19 protein-coding genes are annotated in these 21177 nt (G+C 46.4%); 12 read left to right on the top strand and 7 right to left on the bottom strand.

Going from position 1 to position 21177, the window contains the following annotated elements; all coding sequences use genetic code 11:
* Positions 1–106: 106 nt before the first annotated feature.
* Positions 107–388, top strand: a complete 282-nt coding sequence (locus tag CLIN57ABFB40_RS14685; RefSeq protein WP_175630789.1) for a hypothetical protein — start codon at positions 107–109, stop codon at positions 386–388.
* 49 nt (positions 389–437) lie between these two features.
* Here CLIN57ABFB40_RS14685 and CLIN57ABFB40_RS14680 read toward each other — a convergent pair whose 3' ends face one another.
* The 5 genes from CLIN57ABFB40_RS14680 to dut form a co-directional block, all read right to left on the bottom strand.
* On the bottom strand, positions 438–1568 hold the full coding sequence (locus CLIN57ABFB40_RS14680) for an aldose epimerase family protein (RefSeq protein WP_175630788.1): 1131 nt from the start codon (positions 1566–1568) through the stop codon (positions 438–440).
* Between the two features lie 225 nt (positions 1569–1793).
* A complete protein-coding gene (locus CLIN57ABFB40_RS14675; RefSeq protein ID WP_175630787.1) occupies positions 1794–3089 on the bottom strand; it encodes a murein hydrolase activator EnvC family protein in 1296 nt (431 codons plus the stop codon).
* Entirely contained in the window at positions 3086–3652 is a 567-nt protein-coding gene (locus CLIN57ABFB40_RS14670) for a DUF4292 domain-containing protein (protein ID WP_175630786.1), read from the bottom strand. The genes CLIN57ABFB40_RS14675 and CLIN57ABFB40_RS14670 overlap by 4 nt, the downstream gene beginning before the upstream one ends.
* Entirely contained in the window at positions 3649–5421 is a 1773-nt protein-coding gene (locus CLIN57ABFB40_RS14665; RefSeq protein WP_175630785.1) for a tetratricopeptide repeat protein, read from the bottom strand. Before CLIN57ABFB40_RS14665 ends, CLIN57ABFB40_RS14670 begins: the two co-directional genes overlap by 4 nt.
* Positions 5422–5445: 24 nt before the next feature.
* Positions 5446–5877, bottom strand: a complete 432-nt coding sequence (dut, locus tag CLIN57ABFB40_RS14660; protein WP_175630784.1) for a dUTP diphosphatase — start codon at positions 5875–5877, stop codon at positions 5446–5448.
* A gap of 124 nt (positions 5878–6001) precedes the next feature.
* Between dut and CLIN57ABFB40_RS14655 the strand changes: the two genes are divergently transcribed.
* Positions 6002–7348, top strand: a complete 1347-nt coding sequence (locus tag CLIN57ABFB40_RS14655; RefSeq protein ID WP_175630783.1) for a deoxyguanosinetriphosphate triphosphohydrolase — start codon at positions 6002–6004, stop codon at positions 7346–7348.
* Here the strand turns inward: CLIN57ABFB40_RS14655 and CLIN57ABFB40_RS14650 are convergent.
* Together CLIN57ABFB40_RS14650 and CLIN57ABFB40_RS14645 are read right to left on the bottom strand one after the other, a co-directional pair.
* Positions 7320–8333, bottom strand: a complete 1014-nt coding sequence (locus CLIN57ABFB40_RS14650) for a GNAT family N-acetyltransferase (protein WP_175630782.1) — start codon at positions 8331–8333, stop codon at positions 7320–7322. The two genes, CLIN57ABFB40_RS14655 and CLIN57ABFB40_RS14650, sit on opposite strands and share 29 nt — an antisense overlap.
* A gap of 26 nt (positions 8334–8359) precedes the next feature.
* Positions 8360–9178, bottom strand: coding sequence for a 1-acyl-sn-glycerol-3-phosphate acyltransferase (locus tag CLIN57ABFB40_RS14645; RefSeq protein ID WP_175630781.1), 819 nt, complete (start codon positions 9176–9178; stop codon positions 8360–8362).
* Between the two features lie 265 nt (positions 9179–9443).
* Between CLIN57ABFB40_RS14645 and CLIN57ABFB40_RS14640 the strand changes: the two genes are divergently transcribed.
* The 10 genes from CLIN57ABFB40_RS14640 (at position 9444) to murG (ending at position 21039) form a co-directional block, all read left to right on the top strand.
* On the top strand, positions 9444–9947 hold the full coding sequence (locus CLIN57ABFB40_RS14640) for an RNA polymerase sigma factor (RefSeq protein ID WP_175630780.1): 504 nt from the start codon (positions 9444–9446) through the stop codon (positions 9945–9947).
* A gap of 341 nt (positions 9948–10288) precedes the next feature.
* On the top strand, positions 10289–10759 hold the full coding sequence (mraZ, locus tag CLIN57ABFB40_RS14635; RefSeq protein ID WP_175630779.1) for a division/cell wall cluster transcriptional repressor MraZ: 471 nt from the start codon (positions 10289–10291) through the stop codon (positions 10757–10759).
* Complete coding sequence (gene rsmH, locus CLIN57ABFB40_RS14630) at positions 10746–11660, top strand: 16S rRNA (cytosine(1402)-N(4))-methyltransferase RsmH (protein WP_175631233.1); 915 nt, start codon at positions 10746–10748, stop codon at positions 11658–11660. The genes mraZ and rsmH overlap by 14 nt, the downstream gene beginning before the upstream one ends.
* Before the next feature lie 7 nt (positions 11661–11667).
* The gene (locus CLIN57ABFB40_RS14625; RefSeq protein ID WP_175630778.1) at positions 11668–12027 is read left to right on the top strand and encodes an FtsL-like putative cell division protein; all 360 of its coding nucleotides are present in this window, start codon (positions 11668–11670) and stop codon (positions 12025–12027) included.
* A 72-nt stretch (positions 12028–12099) separates the two neighbouring features.
* Positions 12100–14229, top strand: coding sequence for a penicillin-binding protein (locus tag CLIN57ABFB40_RS14620; RefSeq protein ID WP_175631232.1), 2130 nt, complete (start codon positions 12100–12102; stop codon positions 14227–14229).
* A 30-nt stretch (positions 14230–14259) separates the two neighbouring features.
* On the top strand, positions 14260–15711 hold the full coding sequence (locus CLIN57ABFB40_RS14615; RefSeq protein WP_175630777.1) for a UDP-N-acetylmuramoyl-L-alanyl-D-glutamate--2,6-diaminopimelate ligase: 1452 nt from the start codon (positions 14260–14262) through the stop codon (positions 15709–15711).
* 71 nt (positions 15712–15782) lie between these two features.
* Positions 15783–17051, top strand: a complete 1269-nt coding sequence (mraY, locus tag CLIN57ABFB40_RS14610) for a phospho-N-acetylmuramoyl-pentapeptide-transferase (protein ID WP_175630776.1) — start codon at positions 15783–15785, stop codon at positions 17049–17051.
* Between the two features lie 139 nt (positions 17052–17190).
* Positions 17191–18525 (top strand): UDP-N-acetylmuramoyl-L-alanine--D-glutamate ligase, encoded by a 1335-nt coding sequence (gene murD, locus CLIN57ABFB40_RS14605; RefSeq protein WP_175630775.1) that lies wholly within the window; start codon positions 17191–17193, stop codon positions 18523–18525.
* Between the two features lie 15 nt (positions 18526–18540).
* Positions 18541–19866, top strand: coding sequence for an FtsW/RodA/SpoVE family cell cycle protein (locus CLIN57ABFB40_RS14600; RefSeq protein WP_175630774.1), 1326 nt, complete (start codon positions 18541–18543; stop codon positions 19864–19866).
* A gap of 54 nt (positions 19867–19920) precedes the next feature.
* Positions 19921–21039, top strand: coding sequence for an undecaprenyldiphospho-muramoylpentapeptide beta-N-acetylglucosaminyltransferase (gene murG, locus CLIN57ABFB40_RS14595; protein ID WP_175630773.1), 1119 nt, complete (start codon positions 19921–19923; stop codon positions 21037–21039).
* Positions 21040–21177 lie beyond the last annotated feature (138 nt).

The following is a 21177-nucleotide window of genomic DNA, read 5'->3' as shown; positions in this document are numbered from 1 at the left end:
TTTTTTATTGAGAAATACTTGCAAACCGGTATCGCCCCTATTGTAGATTTGCAGTATCAGCGCTGATAAACAAATCTATTTTAGTCACTTAAAAACAAAAAAAATAATGAATGCAATAACATTGGTGTGGAAACAAATACTGAAAGGACTGAAACAGTTCCAAACGAAGAAAAATAAAGAAGACGCGACAGAGAAAGCGGAGAAAGCCCGGACGAAGACGGCAGAATGTTGTGGAGACATACACATAGACAGCCTCACGGACACTGAACTGTCTGCCGAAAAGGAGAAAAAAGAGAAAGAGAAAAAGGTGGGGACGCCAATAAACATCAAAGAGAAAGGTATCGGTTTCACCAACCAAAACAGTGAAAACGATACCTTTCTTCTATGAAATATTTATTTTTGAAAATCATCCATTTGCTGTCAAAGCAAGTATTACATTACTTGTCTACTGAGAACTTGAAGATACATTGACTCATGTACTTTTCGCCCGGACGAAGCACTGCTGAAGGCCATTCGGATTTGTTCGGGGTATCCGGATATTTCTGTGTTTCGAGACATACGGAAGCACGCTGATTGTAGGTAATGCCTTTCTTGCCGGTCAAAGAGCCGTCGAGGAAGTTTCCGGCATATACTTGAACTCCCGGTTCGTTGGTATATACATCCAATACAATGCCCGTTTTCGGCGATTTCAAAGAGGCGGCCTTCCGATTGATATCTCCTTTGGTGTTCAAGACCCAATTGTGGTCATAGCCATTACCATTTTTCAATTGGACAAAGTCATAATCATTGATGCGTGCGCCCACCGGAACCGGTGTACGAAAATCCATTGGAGTACCTTCTACAGGGGCTATTTCGCCCGTAGTCATGAATGTGCTGTCCACCGGCGTGTAATAATCAGCATCAACAGTCAACAGGTGGTCGGCATTGCTGCCGGCATCTCCGTCAAGATTGAAATAAGAATGGTTCGTCATGTTCACGATAGTGGGCTTGTCGGTTTCCGCTTCATAACGGATATCAATGGCATTGTCATCTGTCAGTTTCATCAGGACTTTGCAGGTGATATTTCCCGGAAAACCTTCTTCACCATCTTTTGCTACATAGGTAAGTTCCACTTCCTGAGGATTCGGTTGCACAGCGTCAAACACGCGATACTGGAACCCCTGAGGACCACCGTGCAGGCAATGCCCGTAGTTATTGCACGGCAATTGATATTCAACGCCATCCAGTGTAAATTTACCTTGATTGATACGGTTCGCATAGCGACCGATACTGGCTCCAAAATCGGAAGGCTTACTGATGTAATCCTGAATGGAATCAAAACCAAGCACTACATCACGCATCTGCCCGTCCTTATCGGGAACCATCACGGAAACGATACGTCCACCAAAGTTTGTGATACAAACTTCCATATTGTTCTTATTACGCAAAGTAAACAAGTCGGTTTTCTTTCCGTTCACTTCCGTCCGGAACTTACTCTGTAACAAACCGGAATCCGTAGTCTGTTCCGCTTTCGGCGTACAAGCTGCCATCAATAAAGCGGCAACTCCCCATACACATAAATTTTTCATGTTCTTTCGTTTTAGTTATTTAGTTAGTTAACTTTTAATCATTTGGATAATGCCACAAAGTTGGGAAATATCTAATAAATTAAAAGCTAATTATTAACCAATAAACAACAAAAACTAACCAAAATCCCTACAAATCCAGATATTTCGCTTTCTTGCAAGCATCTTACTAAATATTATACAGCTATAAGGACACCACTAACGTGCAGTAAGTCCTAATCGTCTATCTTATCGGTTGAGCCAAGGTTCCGGATTCAGTTTTTCTTTTTCCCGCCGTAACTGGAAATGCAATACCGTCCTTCCATTGTCCGTCCCGTCGGAGAAGACTTGCCCGATAGATTGTTTCGTCTTCACCGTATCACCGTTCTTGACCGAGGCAGAAGAAAGATTGCAATAAACAGAAATGTAGTTACCGTGACGGATAAGCACATTGAATAATCCGTTCAGCTGGAATACGGCCGCCACTTTACCATCGAAGATGGCACGCGCCTGCGCTCCGGGTTTTCCCTGAATGTCTATTCCTTTATTATCCAGTTTCACATTACGCAGCCCTTCTACTGCATATTGCCCGTAATGGCTGGTGATGATATAAGCACCGGATATAGGCATGGGAAGTTTCCCACGGTTGGCGGCAAAGTTGCCGGACAGTTCCCGGTCCGCCTTGCTCATGGTGTAAACTTCCAGAGGTTTTGAGTTCGTTTTTGCCCCCGCTCCGGAAGACTGTCTGCCTTCCGCCTTCTTACGTGCAGCCGCTTCACGGCGGGCTTCTTCCTGGGCACGCTTACGGGCGCGTTCTATTTCCTCGGCAATGAGCTTGTCGATACGGGCATTCAGTTGGTTGGCCTCTCTGCGTTTCTTATTAATCTCGTTCTGCAAGCCTTTCTGCTTCTTTTGCAGGTTGGCCACCAGCGTCCGTTTTTCCTTCTCTTGGGCTTCCAGTTTTGTTTTTTCGCCTTCACGCTCTTTCAGCAGGTTCTCTTTGGCGGCTTTCACCTGTTGGCGTTCTGCTTTTTTCTTGCGTATCTGCTCCTGCTTCTTCAGAATCTCTTCACCCTGCAAACGTTGGTAAGTGGCATACTCACGCACGTAACGCATACGGCGGTAAGTCTGTCCCAAGTTCTTGGCAGAGAAGATGAACATTAATTTCTCCTCTATCGATTTATTCTTGTACAAGTATTGGACGGAAGCTTCGTATTTCCTCTTCTTATCTTTCAAGTCTTTCTCCAATGCCCGCAACTGACGCTCCAAGGTGTTCAATTCACGCTCGATGGCTTCCACGTCATTATTGATAGCCAGAATATAACGTTTCCGTTCCTCAATCTGCCCTGTCAATGCCGCCAGGCTATTCAATTGGCTGCCTACGTCTTTCTTTGTATCCTTCAATATAGATTCCGACTCGGCTATCTGCTTTTGCAGGGCACCGCGCTTGCTTTCCAACTCGCGAATCAATTTATTCGACTGGGCGGAAAGTGGAACTGCCAACCATAGGCAACTGATTAGAATAACAAAGAGACGTTTCATCATAACAAAGCCATCAACATTTTTACTAATACTTCCAAAGGAACTTGATTGTATTTGGCGGTAAGTTCGGTCGGAGTCATGGAGAATTCTTTCGTAGAAAACTCATAAAGTTGGACTTTGGCCTTTTCCAGCGAAGGAATGCCTATATCTTTTCCCGTCAGTTCCGTCTTTCCACCAGGAAGGGATGCATCCATCAATATCTTTTCCAGACGGGAGAACTCTGCGTTCTTCGGCAACATTCCTTTCAGTTCTTCTTTCGTCGCGCGAACAAATCTCCTGTTCATCCGGTCTACCAGCAACACCTCGTCAGGGGTAATCTCAATACGCGCCACTTCCGTACGCAAGATAGGCATCAACAAAGAGACTTGTACCCGTTCGTGGGTTTTCATCTTCATCGTTCCCCCTACGGACATGCTTCCCCCTTTTTTATTGGGAATGGTCAGTTGAAGTTTGGAAGCCAGATAGCTGGATACGGGAGCCTTTGTTTCCGAAGTCGCCAGACGCTTCGAACTCTTACAACCTGCCAATATGACTACCACCAGCAATAGATATACAAATCTTCTCATTCTGCAATATATTTCTTCTTTTCTATTTTCTGTTTCAATGTTTTCGACTCACTGCCCATTTCGAGCGCTTGTTTCCAGTATTTCAACGCACCTTCCACATCACCGGTTATAAAATAAATATCCCCGCAATGCTCTACAATCACATCGCTTTTCTCGCCGTCGCTCTTCATGGCATTGTCAATGTAGATACGGGCTTCCGCATAATTCCCCTTTTCAAAAAGAATCCATGCATACGTGTCGAGATAAGTGGAGTTATTGGGTTCCGCCTTTACGGTCTTATAACTCATTTCTTCCGCCTTGTCCAAATCACGGCGTTCCACCGACAAGTAATAAGCGTAATTATTCAACGCGCCGATATTGGAAGGATTGTACACCAAAGCCGAGTCATAGGCAGCATAAGCTTCTGCCATCTGGTTCTTTGTGTGGTAAATATCCCCCATTATCGAATAGAAATCCGATACAACTTCTTTTCTTGTATCGGGTGTCACGTGTTTCAGTGCTCTGTTGCAAACATTCAATACGCTGTCAGTCTGTTCCGCCTGATGATAGGCAATAGCCAGATAATAATACAATTCCAAAGCATCCGGAGTAGCTTCGATACCCGGTTCGCAGACTTTTATTATTTGCTTGTAGTCCTCTTTTTTCACGGCAGCACTGACCAGCATCAAGCGGGCAGCCTTGTTAGCCGGGTCTAAGTCAACCACTTGTTCCAATACCGGGACGGCTTCCTGTTCCATATTCTTCGACAGTAGATACTGCGCATAAAGCATCGGTACTTGCGGGTCATCGAGGTCTTGCTTCATCACCCGGTCGAACAGGGCAATCACCTGTGTACTGTCTTTAGTCGCCGACTGCTCGTTTTCTACGATTATCTGACGCATGACGTTAATTTTCGTATCAGGAGCCACTTTCTTGTTCAGCAGTAAGGTATCCAATTGCTGTTGGTACAATTCTTTTTGCCCGGTCTGTTCATAATAAGAAGCCATCGAGAAGAGAGCCATCGGGTTGTCCGGTTCTGCCGCCAACACTTTCTGATATGTCTCGTAGGCTTCCTCTTTCTTGCCATTCTGAAGATATACATCTCCCAAAATCACCTGATACCGCATATCCATCGGATATTCCTGTACCAGGCTCTCGATTTCCTGAAACGCCTTCTTGTCATCTTTCATCTGGAGATAAATACGGAATTTCTCCATAGACAACTGTTCGTTCTTGCCCAAACGCTTCTCCAAGCGGTTCAGTGTGGAAATCACATCATTATATTTCTCCTGACGGCTATAAATATCAAGCAGGCTGAACAAAGGTTCCTGCTTCGTTGGAAAACGGGTGACCATCTTCTCGAGCAAAACGACCGCTTTATCCAGTTCATTCTGCTGCTGATACAAATTGACCAACCCCTGGCTATACCAATAATTGTCGGGAGCATAGGCTACCGCTTGCTCCAAAGCCGCCTGACCTTGCGGAACCTGGCGAAGGAACAGGTAATACTGTGAAACTTCGTAAAGCGCAGAAGAAGCACCCGGATTAATATCCAAACAATGCTGCAACAAGCCGAAAGCCGCATCATATTCTTTCTTCTCCTTCATCCGCATGGCTTCCAGAAAGAAATAGTCATATTTACGCTGTTGCTCTGCCGTTACATAAGTCTTTCCTATCGGGGAAGAAGCCCCCTCATCCTTTGCAGACTTCGCCGTACGCCCTGTACGTGCCGTCCCGCATGAGGTCAAGACCCATACCGAGACCAGCAGCCATCCTATTTTTATCTTCATTTCATTTTTTTAATTAAGCATTCATCATACTCCGGTATGACCGAAGCCACCGGCTCCCCGTTCTGTTTCATCCAGCACTTCCACTTCCTGCCATGACGGTTGCTCATGCTTCGCTATCACCATTTGGGCGATACGTTCGCCATCTTCAATCACAAAAGTTTCGGAAGAGAGATTGATTAGGATAATGCAGATTTCCCCCCGATAATCCGCGTCAATCGTTCCCGGAGAATTAAGGACAGAAATTCCTTTCTTGATAGCCAGACCGCTACGGGGACGGATTTGTGCTTCAAACCCTTTCGGAAGAGCGATATATAATCCTGTCGGCACCAGGCAACGTTGCAATGGTTCCAGTGTGACAGGTTCAGAAAGGTTAGCGCGGATATCCATTCCTGCGGACAATTCGGTGGCATAAGCCGGAAGCGGATGCTTCGATTTATTGATAACTTGAATATTCATAAGTGCATGTTTACTATTTAACGGGCGAAAATACACATTTTGAACTGAAAAATAGTTAAGTTTGCAGTTAAATAATGTACCGTTCTCCAAATTGTAAATCGTAAATAGTCAAATCGTAAATAAAATGATGAATTGGAACCAATTAATATCAGCTAAACGCTTCGGGATGGAAGAATTCCACGAAGAACGCCAAGAAAACCGCTCTGAATTTCAACGGGATTATGACCGCCTTATCTTCTCCGCTCCTTTCCGCAGATTACAGAATAAGACACAGGTATTCCCCTTACCCGGCAGCATCTTTGTGCACAACCGGCTCACGCATAGCCTCGAAGTTTCCAGCGTAGGTCGTTCCTTGGGCGACGATGTAGCCAAAGCTATCCTGCAACGCCAACCGGAACTTCAGGAATCTTTCCTGCCGGAGATTGGTTCTATCGTGTCCGCCGCTTGCCTGGCGCATGATTTGGGAAACCCGCCTTTCGGGCATTCCGGCGAACGGGCCATATCCACCTTTTTCTCTGAAGGGAAAGGGCTGCGCCTGAAAGAGAAACAACCGGACGGAGAGCAACTTTCTGCGATGGAATGGGAAGATTTGACACATTTCGAAGGCAATGCGAATGCATTCCGCATCTTGACCCATCAATTCGAAGGACGTCGGAAAGGCGGTTTTGTCCTGACATATACGACGTTAGCTTCCATTGTAAAATACCCCTTTTCATCGAGCCTTGCCGGCAAAAAGTCTAAATTCGGATTCTTTGTCAGCGAAGAAGACAGTTTTCATAAGATTGCGACGGAGCTGGGATTGACATTGCTGAACGAGCACCCGTTAAAGTACGCACGCCATCCGTTGGTCTATCTGGTAGAAGCCGCCGATGATATCTGTTACCAGATGATGGATATCGAAGATGCCCATAAATTGAAAATACTCACTACCGAGGAGACGAAAGAGTTGCTAATGGCATATTTTGACGAAAAACGGCAGGAGCATCTCCGAAATACTTTCCGGATTGTCAATGACACGAACGAGCAAATCGCTTATCTGCGTTCTTCCGTAATCGGATTATTGATTCGTGAATGCACCCGCGTGTTTTTGGAACATGAGCAGGAGATATTGTCCGGCACTTTCGAAGGGGCGCTTATCAAGCATATTTCCGAGCGTCCGGCAGGAGCTTACAAGCACTGCGCCGAAGTTTCTTTGAAGAAGATTTACCGTTCGCGGGACGTGCTGGACATTGAATTGGCCGGATTCCGTGTCATCAGCACGCTGCTCGAGCTGATGATAGACGCCGTGACCTCACCCGAAAAGGCTTACTCCGAGCTTCTGATTAACCGGGTTTCCAGCCAGTATAATATAAAAGCGCCTGCACTCTATGAAAGAATACAGGCGGTACTTGATTATATTTCGGGAATGACCGACGTCTTTGCCCTCGACCTCTACCGCAAGATTAACGGCAACAGTCTGCCTGCGGTGTAACGACTTTAGGAGCAAACGCTTCATCATCCTCACAAGGCATTTTCAGCGCATCCGGATGGCTTTCTATAAACGTCTGGATGTGCCGGATTCGCTTATCCTCCAGTATTTCATCCACGGCAATCAGGATTCCGGTTTCTTCCACATCACCGAATTCATAGTTGATGGCTGTGCCGAACATACGCATCGTAGGACTCAGGCTCATATAAGCGTTCACCAGCGGTGGAATGTTATAGCCCAGTTTACGAATCTCACAATTCAGGATTTTGTAATCTTCCTTAAAGGTGTCCTTACAGAACAATGCCCGCAATTCCTCTTCCGGAGTCTCCAATACCAAAGGCTCCATCGGCGTGACAAGCCTTTCCTTGTCGTGGAAATGTTTCTTGAGGAAATAAAGAATCATATCACGTCCACGGCGGTGGTAGCTGGGATACATCGTCACCTTTCCAAAGAAATATTTCACATTCGGCATCACAACCGTCAGTGCGCCCAATCCATCCCAGAGATTGTCCAAAGCAAACAAGCCTTTGCTGCCGGCACGGGTAGATTGATATTCGAGCGTGACAAACGAACGTCCCAATTCAATCGTTTGAGGCAAATACTCTTTAATAAAAGGTTCCGAAAAATGAAACATATGGGAAGTAGCCAGAATCGGAGCGCCTTTTTCATCAAAACGCACGTCCGTTCCAAGTAAATACCGATAGCCGCCCAAGATTTCTTCCGCTTCCGGATTCCATACAATCAACTGCTTGTATGGATGCTCCATTGTATCATATTCGTCTATATCCATCGACAGCCCTGTTCCGCCACCAGCAGCACGGAAAGCAATTTCACGCAAACGGCCTATCTCTTTCATCACATTGGGAGCATTCTGATGAGTAATAATGTAAATCTGGTTATTACTCTTATTTGTCATGCGTAGGCGTCTGTCTTCCGTCAACTCGGCTTTCAGCAGTTCCTTGCTTATCGGTTTGATAATCTCTTCCATATTTCTTGTTATAGTTGTTCTATCAGTTACAGTTTATAAACAATATCCTTTACGTATTCCGCCCATTGCGCGGGAGTTTTCGATTTATCGAAAGTCTGCCAGGGTATCGGCTTGCCAAAGGTGACAGTAAAAGTTTTGTGGCGGTTCTTAAACATTTCATCCGCGAGATACAACATAGCGATGTTAAACTTAATGCCCAATGCCTTACATATATTCGCCAGATTGTAGAAGAAATCAGAATTTCTACCTCCAAAATGCACGGGTATCACGTCACGTTTTGCTTGTACGCTCTTTACTATAAATGTTTTCTTCCATTCCAAATCGCGGATTACCCCATTCTGCCGGCGCGAACACAAACCGGCGGGAAACATGATAAGCTGGTCGTCAGACTTGAATCCGGCCTCCACCATTTTGGGAAAATCTTTCGCCTGCTTGCCGGTCTTATTGATAGGGATACAAAGCGGAGCCAATCCGCGGAGATTCATCAGCAAATCATTCACCAGATATTTCACCTTTCCGTCATAATGACGTCCCAGCACATAACCCAGCGCGACACCATCCTGTCCTCCTAGCGGATGATTGGAAACAAAGGTATACAAACCATCTTTAGGAAGGTTCTCGATACCTTTCACATCTACTTTCGCATCCAGAAATTCCATGCATGCCTCTAAGAAATCCACCCCAACCTTACCTTTCGACTCATCCAAAAACACATTAATCTCATCCTGATGAACTATTTTCTTCAGATAAGAAACCGCAAACTTAGGGATGTACTTATATTGCTTCGGTGCTTTCGTCCGAAGTATCTTTTCGACATCGATTAAAAATAAAGAGTCATCAGTCATTCTTTTCAAATAAAAATGATGCCACAAAATTAACGGTTCTTTTTTATTAATCGCAATAAATCGGTAGAAAATGCAGGATTTAAGTTCAGAAGGCTAAAAAAATACCACCCGAAAGCTATCAAAAAACACCCGAAAACTATCCGCGGACAGTTTTCGGGTGTTTTTTAGCCGGATTCTCCCCCGTCCGGTTCTCAAAAACCCCGTAAACTTGCACCATCGAAATTAACGAACGAATATTCACAATTTAAAATTAAAAGCAACGCATATGAAAAGTTTAAGCTTCAGAAAAGATTTAGTAGAAGTACAGGGTGAACTACTTCGCTTCGCTTATAAACTGACAACCGACCGCGAAGAAGCAAATGACTTGTTGCAGGAAACCTCATTGAAAGCATTGGATAATGAAGATAAATACATGCCGGATACTAATTTCAAAGGATGGATGTATACTATCATGCGCAATATATTCATCAACAACTACCGCAAAGTGGTTCGTGACCAGACTTTTATTGACCAGACCGACAACTTATACCATCTGAACCTGCCGCAAGACGCAAGTTCGGAGAGTACGGAAAGAGCGTACGACCTGAAAGAGATGCACCGGGTGGTAAACAAACTCCCTAAAGAATACAGGGTCCCGTTTGCCATGCACGTTTCAGGATTCAAATACCGTGAGATTGCGGAAAAGCTGAATCTCCCGCTAGGCACAGTGAAAAGCCGTATATTCTTCACACGCCAGAAATTACAGGAAGAGTTGAAAGATTTCCGTTGAACCGGTCCTTAACTATATAATTTGTGATTTCAGATTAAATATTTAAATGTAATTTTTTAGTTGTGTCAACAATCCAAAGGCAGAAGGTTTCCATTACCTTCTGCCTTTTTTATGCCCAAACGGACATTCGGCACAGCCCAAAACGGCTACAGACAAATAAAAGTTATTTTGACTACTGCCATCCCCGACTCCCCACCACAAGGGCTTTCCAAAGCCCATTCATTTTCAAGCAAATAACCATTTAACAATCGGTTGAAAACTTCTCTAAAAGTTTTCTATGGAAAATTGTGGGGAATTGTGGGGAATTTCATACTTTTACGGTCGCTTTTTATAATAAGGTAATGATACGTTTTTTAGGTAATATTGAAGCCAAGGCGGACACCAAAGGAAGGGTGTTCATCCCCGCCATCTTCAGGAAGCAACTGCAAGCTGCTTCTGAGGAGAGGCTTATTATGCGTAAAGACGTATTTCAAGACTGCCTGACCTTGTACCCCGAGAGCGTGTGGAACGAGGAGTTGAACGAGCTCCGTGCCCGGCTTAACAAGTGGAACAGCAAACACCAACTCATTTTCAGGCAGTTTGTGAGCGACGTTGAGGTGGTGACACCCGATAATAACGGACGCATACTCATCCCCAAACGGTATTTGCAGATTTGCAATATACATGGGGACATACGCTTTATCGGCATCGACAACAAAATAGAGATTTGGTCGAAGGAGCGGGCAGAACAGCCATTTATGTCACCCGAAGAGTTCGGTGCGGCATTAGAAGAAATTATGAACGATGAAAATAGACAAGATGGAGAAAGATGAACTGACATATCATGTACCTGTATTACTAAAGGAAAGCGTTGACGGGATGAATATCCAGCCGGACGGAACGTATGTAGACGTTACTTTCGGGGGAGCGGGACATTCGCGCGAGATTCTTTCACGGCTCGGTGAAGGCGGACGGCTCCTGGGATTCGACCAGGACGAGGATGCCGAACGGAATATTGTCAACGACCCCCATTTTATCTTTGTGCGCAGCAATTTCCGCTACCTGCACAATTTCCTGCGCTATCACGACATCGAACAGGTGGATGCGATTCTCGCCGACCTCGGTGTGTCTTCCCACCACTTTGATGACAGCGAACGCGGTTTCTCTTTCCGTTTCGACGGAGAACTGGATATGCGTATGAACAAGCGTGCAGGAGTTACGGCGGCAGACATCGTAAACACTTACGAAGAAGAGCGTCTCGCAAACATTTTCTACCTGTATGGAGAACTTAAAAACAGCCGCAAACTGGCTTCCGTCATTGTCAAAGCCAGAAACGGACAGCCCATCCGTACTATCGGAGAGTTTCTGGAAATCATCAAACCGCTTTTCGGCCGTGAACGGGAGAAGAAAGAGCTTGCGAAGGTATTCCAAGCATTGCGGATTGAAGTAAATCAAGAGATGGAAGCGCTGAAAGAGATGCTGCTCGCGGCAACCGAAGCGTTAAAGCCGGGTGGCAGACTGGTAGTTATCACTTATCACTCACTGGAAGACCGTATGGTGAAGAACATCATGAAGACAGGCAACGTGGAAGGTAAGGCAGAGACAGACTTCTTCGGCAACCTACAAACACCTTTCCGCCTAGTCAACAATAAGGTGATTGTGCCCGGCCAGGCAGAAATAGAAAGGAACCCGCGGTCGAGAAGCGCCAAGTTACGAATTGCAGAAAAGAAATAAGAGGAAAATGGAAGAAGAAGAAGTAGTAAACAAGAAAGCAGAAGAGGGCAAGAAGAAAAAACGCACTTCGCTGAAAAGCATCCTGGGTGGAGACATTTTGGCTACCGACTTTTTCCGTCGCCAGACGAAGTTGCTGGTACTTATCATGGTATTCATCATCTTCTATATCCACAACCGCTATGCCAGCCAGCAGCAGCAGATTGAAATAGACCGGTTGAAAAAGGAATTGATAGATATTAAGTATGACGCACTGACACGCAGTTCGGAACTGATGGAGAAGAGCCGCCAATCGCGCATCGAGGAATATATATCAAGTAAGGAAAGTGATTTGCAGACATCGACCAATCCCCCTTACCTTATTAAATAAGTGGAGAGTTGAAAATTGAGAGTGGAGAGTTTTTAAAAGACAAGCACTGTGGCAGTTAATAAAAAGAATATAATGACCCGTTATTTCTTCGTCATCCTCCTGATGGCGTTGATAGGCGTGGCGATTGTCGTGAAGGCAGGCATCACCATGTTTGCCGAACGCCAGTACTGGCAGGACGTGGCCGACCGTTTCGTAAAGGAAAACGTGACGGTGAAACCCAACCGCGGAAACATTATCTCTTCCGACGGCAAACTGATGGCTAGCTCCCTACCCGAATACAGGATATATATGGACTTTATGTCCGGTGAAAAGGACGAAAAACGCAGAAAGAAGGACCAGGCACGACGGGATTCCATCCTTACCGCCAACATGGATTCAATCTGCATCGGACTGAACAAAATATTCCCGGATAAGAGCGTAGCCCAATTCAAGGCGCATCTGAAGAAAGGACGCCAGGCGAAGAGCCGCAATTACCTGATTTATCCAAAACGCATCTCTTATATACAATATAAAGAGGTAAAGAGATTGCCAGTCTTCTGCTTGAACCGCTACAAAGGGGGATTCAAGGAACTGGCTTACAACCAACGGAAGAAGCCTTTCGGTTCATTGGCAGCGCGTACGCTAGGCGATGTGTATGCCGACACCGCGAAAGGAGCGAGAAACGGTATCGAGCTTGCCTTCGATACGATTCTGAAAGGACGGGACGGATTGACGCACCGACAGAAAGTGATGAACAAATACCTGAATATAGTAGATGTGCCGCCGGTTGACGGTTGCGACCTCATATCTACCATTGACGTAGGCATGCAGGATATTTGCGAGAAAGCACTGGTAGACAAACTAAAAGAGTTGAATGCCAGCGTGGGGGTCGTTGTATTGATGGAAGTGGCTACCGGAGAAGTGAAAGCCATCGTTAATATGATGCAGGGCAAAGACGGTGAATATTACGAGATGCGCAATAATGCCATCAGCGATATGCTCGAACCGGGGTCAACTTTCAAGACGGCTTCTATTATGGTGGCCCTCGAAGACGGGAAAATTACTCCGGACTATGTAGTGGATACCGGCAACGGGCAAATGCCGATGCACGGCCGTGTGATGAAAGACCACAACTGGCATCGCGGAGGATACGGAAAATTAACGGTTACCGAGATTTTGGGAGTGTCTTCCAATGTTGGTACATCTTATATTATAGACCATTTCTACGGCAGCAACCCGCAGAAGTTCATTGATGGATTGAGACGTATGAGCATCGACCAGCCTCTTCACCTGCAAATTGCGGGAGAAGGAAAGCCGAACATTCGCGGTCCGAAAGAGAGAAGTTATTTCTCCAAAACCGCCCTTCCATGGATGAGTATCGGTTATGAAACGCAAGTCCCGCCGATTAATATTCTTACATTCTATAATGGAATAGCGAATAATGGGGTGACGGTGCGTCCGAAATTCGTAAAAGCTGCGGTGAAAGACGGGGAAATAGTGAAAGAGTATCCGACAGAAATTATCAATCCGAAGATTTGTTCGGACAAGACATTGACACAAATCCGTGAGATTCTACGGAAAGTGGTAGGCGAAGGACTTGCCAAACCCGCGGGTAGCAAGCAATTCCACGTTTCGGGTAAGACTGGAACGGCACAGATTTCACAGGGAGCAGCCGGATACAAGACAGGAAGAACAAACTATCTTGTTAGTTTCTGCGGTTATTTCCCGTCAGAAGCGCCTAAATATAGTATGATTGTTTCCATTCAGAAACCGGGCTTGCCGGCATCAGGTGGTTTGATGGCGGGCAGTGTATTCAGTAAAATCGCCGAAAGGGTGTACGCCAAAGACCTGCGTTTGCCTCTTACCAACGCGATTGACACGAATTCCGTAGTCATTCCTAATGTAAAAGCAGGAGAAATGAGGGAAGCACAACGGGTACTGGAAGAACTGAATATTCAGGTTCAGGGCAAAATAGCCGACGCGGGAAAAGAAGTTTGGGGGAATACCCATTCGGCTCCCCAGGCGGTAGTTCTCGAAAGCCGGAGCAATATGCAGAATTTCGTGCCGAGCGTTATAGGCATGGGGGCGAAGGATGCCGTGTACCTGTTGGAGAGTAAAGGATTAAAAGTACATTTGGTTGGGGTCGGCAAGGTGAAAAGCCAGTCGATAGCCAACGGAACGATAGTAAAGAAAGGACAGACGATTACCCTTTCCATGCATTAAAAGTAAAATCAAGTATTTAAAAAAGAGACTATGTTGCTAAACAAGTTACTGAAAGCAATTCAACCGGTACAGATAACCGGAGATTCAGACATAGAAATCACCGGAATCAACATTGATTCCCGTTTAGTAGAAGCCGGACAATTATTCATGGCAATACGCGGCACGCAAGCCGATGGTCATGCCTATATACCTGCTGCCATCAAAAAAGGAGCTATTGCCATCCTTTGCGAGGATATGCCGGAAGAGCCTGTGGCAGGAATTACTTATGTCCAGGTAAAAGACAGCGAAGATGCGACAGGCAAAATCGCCACTACATTCTATGGCGACCCGACTTCTAAGCTCGAACTGGTCGGTGTCACCGGAACAAACGGCAAAACAACTATCGCCACCTTATTATATAATACATTCCGTTACTTCGGATATAAGGTGGGGCTTATCTCTACCGTTTGCAACTATATCGACGATGAAGCTATCCCGACAGAGCATACTACGCCCGACCCTATCACGCTGAACCGCTTGTTGGGACGGATGGCGGATGAAGGATGCAAATATGTGTTCATGGAAGTCAGCTCCCATTCGATTGCACAGAAACGTATCAGTGGACTGAAGTTCGCGGGGGGTATCTTCACCAATCTCACCCGCGACCATCTCGATTACCATAAGACAGTAGAGAATTATCTGAAGGCCAAGAAGAAGTTCTTCGACGATATGCCGAAGAATGCGTTCTGCCTTACCAACCTCGACGACAAGAACGGACTGGTAATGACACAGAACACACATGCCAAAGTATATACTTATTCATTGAGAAGTCTCAGCGATTTTAAAGGTCGGGTATTGGAATCCCATTTCGAAGGAATGCTGCTTGATTTCAATAATCACGAGCTCGCTGTCCAGTTTATTGGCAAGTTCAATGCTTCCAATCTGCTGGCAGTGTTTGGGGCTGCCGTCCTGCTTGGCAAGAAAGAAGAAGAGGTGCTTGTCGCTCTCAGTACACTTCATCCGGTGGCAGGACGCTTTGATGCTGTCCGTTCGTCAAAAGGCATTACGGCGATTGTGGACTATGCCCACACTCCGGATGCGCTTATCAATGTGTTGAACGCTATCCACGGAGTGCTCGAAGGAAAAGGAAAAGTCATCACCGTGGTAGGTGCGGGCGGCAACCGTGATAAAGGTAAACGCCCCATCATGGCGAAAGAAGCCGCCAAAGCCAGTGACCGAGTTATCATCACTTCAGACAATCCCCGTTTTGAAGAACCGCAGGATATTATCAATGATATGCTGGCAGGACTGGATGCTGAGGATATGAAGAAGACACTAAGCATTGCCGACCGTAAGGAAGCAATCCGCACGGCTTGTATGCTGGCAGAAAAAGGAGACGTAATACTCATTGCCGGAAAAGGACACGAGAATTACCAGGAGATAAAAGGAGTGAAACATCACTTCGATGACAAAGAAGAGGTGAAGAGAATGTTTAACGACTAGTGATTAATAGCTGCGCTATCATTTTGCACAATTGTTTATCACTAACTACTAATCACTAACCAGTAATAAAAATGCTATATTATCTGTTTGAATGGCTGCAAAAGCTCAATTTTCCCGGAGCGGGAATGTTTGGTTACACTTCATTCCGTGCTTTGATGGCTGTCATCTTCGCATTGCTTATTTCAAGTATATGGGGAGACAAATTTATCAACCTGCTGAAAAAGAAGCAAATCACGGAAACACAGCGTGACGCGAAAATTGACCCGTTCGGTGTCAACAAGGTAGGTGTGCCGAGCATGGGCGGTGTCATTATTATCATAGCCATTCTTATCCCCTGCCTATTATTGGGCAAGCTGGAAAACATCTATATGATATTGATGCTGATAACCACCATATGGCTGGGCTCACTCGGATTTGCCGACGACTATATAAAAATCTTCAAGAAAGACAAGGAAGGATTGCACGGCAAGTTCAAAATCGTCGGACAGGTAGGTCTGGGACTAATTGTCGGGCTTACTTTATATCTAAGCCCGGATGTGGTAATCCGCGAAAATATCGAAATACATACTCCGGGACAGGAAATGGAAGTGATACATGGGACAAATGATTTGAAATCGACTCAGACTACCATTCCTTTCTTCAAGAGCAACAACCTTGACTATGCCGATTTGGTCTCTTTCATGGGTGAATACGCACAGGCAGCCGGATGGGTACTGTTCGTCATCATTACCATCTTTGTGGTTACCGCCGTATCCAATGGTGCCAACCTGAACGATGGGATGGACGGAATGGCGGCAGGAAATTCCGCCATCATCGGAGCTACGCTAGGTATATTAGCCTACGTTTCGTCGCACATAGAATTTGCGAGTTATCTGAACATCATGTATATCCCCGGCTCGGAAGAACTGGTAATCTATATCTGTGCCTTCATCGGTGCGCTTATCGGTTTCCTTTGGTATAACGCCTATCCGGCACAAGTATTCATGGGCGACACCGGCAGTCTGACAATCGGCGGCATCATCGCCGTATTCGCCATTATCATCCATAAAGAGCTGTTGATACCGATTCTTTGCGGTGTATTCCTCGTGGAAAACCTGTCGGTCATCCTGCAACGGGCTTACTATAAAGCAGGCAAGCGGAAAGGAGTGAAACAACGGTTGTTCAAACGGACACCGATTCACGACCACTTCCGTACTTCCATGAGCTTGATAGAACCTGGCTGCACAGTCAAGTTCACCAAACCCGACCAACTGTTCCACGAATCAAAAATTACCGTCCGCTTCTGGATTGTAACGATTGTTCTGGCAGCCATAACAATTATAACACTAAAGATAAGATAGCCGACAAGATGCCGGAGCCGGGTTTCCATTCGGAAGCCAAGTTTTTATAGAGAATATTAACCCGATTATTAACTTTTAAAGAATGTGCACAACTAATAAAGCAATTCAGCATATTGAAAACAAGAGCACATTATTGTAAATGAAAAGAATAGTAATTTTAGGAGCTGGCGAAAGCGGCGCAGGTGCAGCCGTACTCGCAAAAGTCAAAGGATTTGAGACATTTGTTTCGGACATGTCCGCTATCAAGGACAAGTACAAGGAACTTCTCGACAGCCACAACATCGCCTGGGAAGAAGGACACCATACCGAAGAACTCATTCTGAATGCCGACGAGGTTATCAAAAGCCCCGGTATCCCGAATGACGCCCCGCTCATCCTGAAGCTGAAAGCTCAAGGTACTCCGGTCATATCAGAGATTGAGTTTGCCGGACGCTATACGAATGCCAAGATGATTTGTATCACCGGCTCGAACGGGAAGACGACCACGACTTCCCTGATTTACCATATCTTCAAAAGCGCAGGTCTGAACGTAGGTCTGGCAGGCAACATCGGCAAGAGCCTTGCTTTACAGGTGGCCGAAGACTACCATGATTATTACATCATCGAACTGAGTTCTTTCCAGTTGGATAATATGTATAATTTCCGTGCGAACATCGCCGTATTGATGAACATCACCCCGGACCACCTCGACCGTTACGACCACTGCATGCAGAATTACATCGACGCAAAATTCCGCATCACCCAGAATCAGACTCCGGACGATGCCTTCATCTTCTGGAACGACGACCCTATCATCAAACGCGAACTGGCGAAACATGGCTTGAAAGCCCATCTGTATCCTTTCGCTGCAGTGAAAGAAGACGGAGCCATCGCCTACGTTGAAGACCATGAAGTGAAAATCGACGAACCGATTGCCTTCAACATGGAACAGGAAGAACTGGCTCTGACAGGACAACATAACTTATACAACTCCCTGGCAGCCGGCATCTCAGCCAACCTGGCAGGTATCGCCAAAGAGAATATCCGCAAAGCCCTCTCCGACTTCAAGGGAGTGGAGCACCGTCTGGAAAAAGTGGCGCGTGTCCGCGGTATTGACTTTATCAACGACTCGAAAGCCACGAACGTCAACTCCTGCTGGTATGCCCTGCAAAGCATGACCACCAAAACGGTATTGATTCTCGGCGGCAAAGATAAGGGAAACGATTATACGGAAATAGAAGATTTGGTACGCGAGAAGTGTTCGGCACTCGTATATATGGGACTGCATAACGAGAAACTCCACGAATTCTTCGACCGCTTCGGCCTGCCCGTAGCAGACGTGCAAACCGGCATGAAAGATGCCGTAGAAGCCGCCTACAAACTGGCAAAGAAAGGAGAAACCGTATTATTAAGCCCCTGCTGCGCTTCCTTCGACCTCTTCAAGAGCTACGAAGACCGTGGCGACCAGTTCAAAGAATGTGTAAGAGAACTTTAAATAACGTTTAGTGAAGTGGATTTATTAAAGAACATATTCAAAGGCGACAAGGTAATCTGGATTATCTTCCTCTGTCTCTGCCTCATCTCGATTGTCGAGGTGTTCTCGGCAGCATCGACACTGACTTACAAAAGCGGCGACCATTGGGGGCCGATTACGCAACACTCCATCATCCTGATGGTGGGTGCCGTAGTGGTGGTATTCCTGCACAACGTACCCTATAAATGGTTCCAGGTATTTCCGGTCTTTCTGTATCCCATATCCCTGGTGCTGCTTGCATTCGTCACATTGATGGGTATCATCACAGGTGACCGCGTCAATGGGGCAGCCCGCTGGATGACCTTTATGGGACTACAGTTCCAGCCTTCGGAACTGGCTAAGATGGCTGTCATCATCGCCGTCTCTTTCATCCTGTCCAAACGGCAGGACGAATACGGAGCCAATCCGAACGCCTTTAAATATATCATGATTCTCACCGGACTGGTATTTCTGCTCATTGCGCCGGAAAATCTTTCGACAGCCATGCTGCTGTTCGGAGTAGTATGCATGATGATGTTCATTGGACGGGTATCTTCAAAAAAACTGTTTGGCATGCTGGGGATACTGGCACTTGTAGGCGGAGTAGCCGTAGGAATACTGATGGCCATCCCCGCAAAAACACTGCACAACACCCCTGGTCTTCACCGCTTCGAGACTTGGCAGAACCGTGTTTCCGGTTTCTTCAAGAAAGAAGAAGTGCCTGCCGCTAAATTCGATATCGATAAGGACGCTCAGATTGCGCATGCCCGCATCGCCATCGCCACCAGTAACGTGGTCGGCAAGGGACCGGGCAACTCCATACAGCGTGACTTCCTCAGCCAGGCATTCTCCGACTTTATCTTTGCTATTGTCATCGAGGAAATGGGACTGATAGGAGGTGTCTTCGTCGTATTCCTTTACCTATGGTTATTGATGCGCGCCGGAAGAATCGCGCAGAAATGCGAACGGACTTTCCCAGCTTTCCTCGTCATGGGCATTGCCTTGCTACTGGTATCGCAGGCGATACTGAATATGATGGTTGCCGTCGGGCTATTCCCCGTCACGGGACAACCGTTGCCTTTGGTCAGCAAGGGAGGAACAAGTACATTAATCAACTGCGCCTATATCGGAATGATATTGAGCGTAAGCCGATATACCGCTCATCTGGAAGAACTGAAAGAGCATGACGCACAGGTTCAGTTGCAGATAGCAACAGGTGCGGCAGCCAATTCCGAGGCACAAACTGCCGCCGAACCGACTGCCCAGATTCTGAACAGCGATGCCAAGTTCGAGGACGAGAATGATATTAACAAGAACTGTTGACGAACGATGAGCGCACCGGAAAAGGCGAACAACGGATAGAAAAAAAGGATTAGAATGGAAAAAGAACTTAGAATTATTATTAGTGGTGGAGGTACAGGAGGACACATTTTTCCTGCCGTCTCTATTGCGAACGCTATAATGGAACTGCGTCCCGACGCCAAAATACTTTTTGTAGGTGCCGAAGGACGTATGGAGATGCAACGGGTTCCCGATGCAGGCTATCAGATTATCGGTCTGCCGATAGCCGGTTTCGACCGCAAGCATTTATGGAAGAATGTATCGGTAGTAATAAAACTGTTGCGCAGCCAGTGGAAAGCACGCAGCATCATCAAGAACTTCCGCCCGCAGGTGGCGGTAGGCGTAGGCGGTTATGCCAGCGGTCCTACCCTAAAGACTGCCGGAATGATGGGCGTCCCGACCCTGATACAGGAACAGAACTCGTATGCCGGAGTAACAAACAAGCTACTGGCACAGAAAGCCCGGAAGATTTGCGTTGCCTATGACGGAATGGAAAAGTTCTTCCCTGCTGATAAGATTATCATGACGGGAAATCCGGTACGGCAGAATCTGACAAAGGCGATGCCGGACAAGAAAGACGCACTGCGTTCCTTCAACCTGCAACCGGGCAAGAAAACAATCCTCATCGTAGGCGGCAGCTTGGGAGCACGTACCATCAACAATACATTGACAGCCGGACTATCAGCTATCAAAGCCAACAGCGACGTGCAATTCATCTGGCAAACAGGAAAATACTATTACCCGCAAGTGACCGAAGCCGTGAAAGCGGCAGGAGAACTTCCGAACCTGTATGTAACGGATTTTATCAAGGATATGGCAGCAGCCTATGCAGCCGCCGACCTCGTTATCTCCCGTGCAGGAGCCGGTTCCATCTCTGAGTTCTGCCTTTTGCATAAACCGGTTGTCTTAGTGCCTTCGCCCAATGTGGCAGAAGACCACCAGACCAAGAATGCACTGGCCCTAGTAGACAAGCAGGCAGCTATCTGCGTCAAGGACAACGAAGCGGAAAGCGCCCTGATGGACATAGCCCTGTCCACCGTCAACGACGAACAGAAACTTGAAGAATTAAGCAAGAATATTGCCAAGCTGGCTTTGCCCGACTCTGCGAAAATCATTGCGCAGGAGGTAATAAAACTAGTGGAAGCAAAGAGTTAATAACTGAGCATCACAAGCAACCTGCATAGCTTCTCCTCCTTCTGGAAGGAGGAGTACCCGTAGGGGGAGGTGGTAGGTGAATACCCCAATATGTATATTGCGTCAATCAAAACACAGATAGGCGCACCTACCACCCCG

The sequence above is a fragment of the Bacteroides acidifaciens genome, assembly GCF_903181435.1.
Classification (GTDB): Bacteria; Bacteroidota; Bacteroidia; order Bacteroidales; family Bacteroidaceae; genus Bacteroides.
This window is presented reverse-complemented; position numbering and strand designations above follow the sequence as displayed.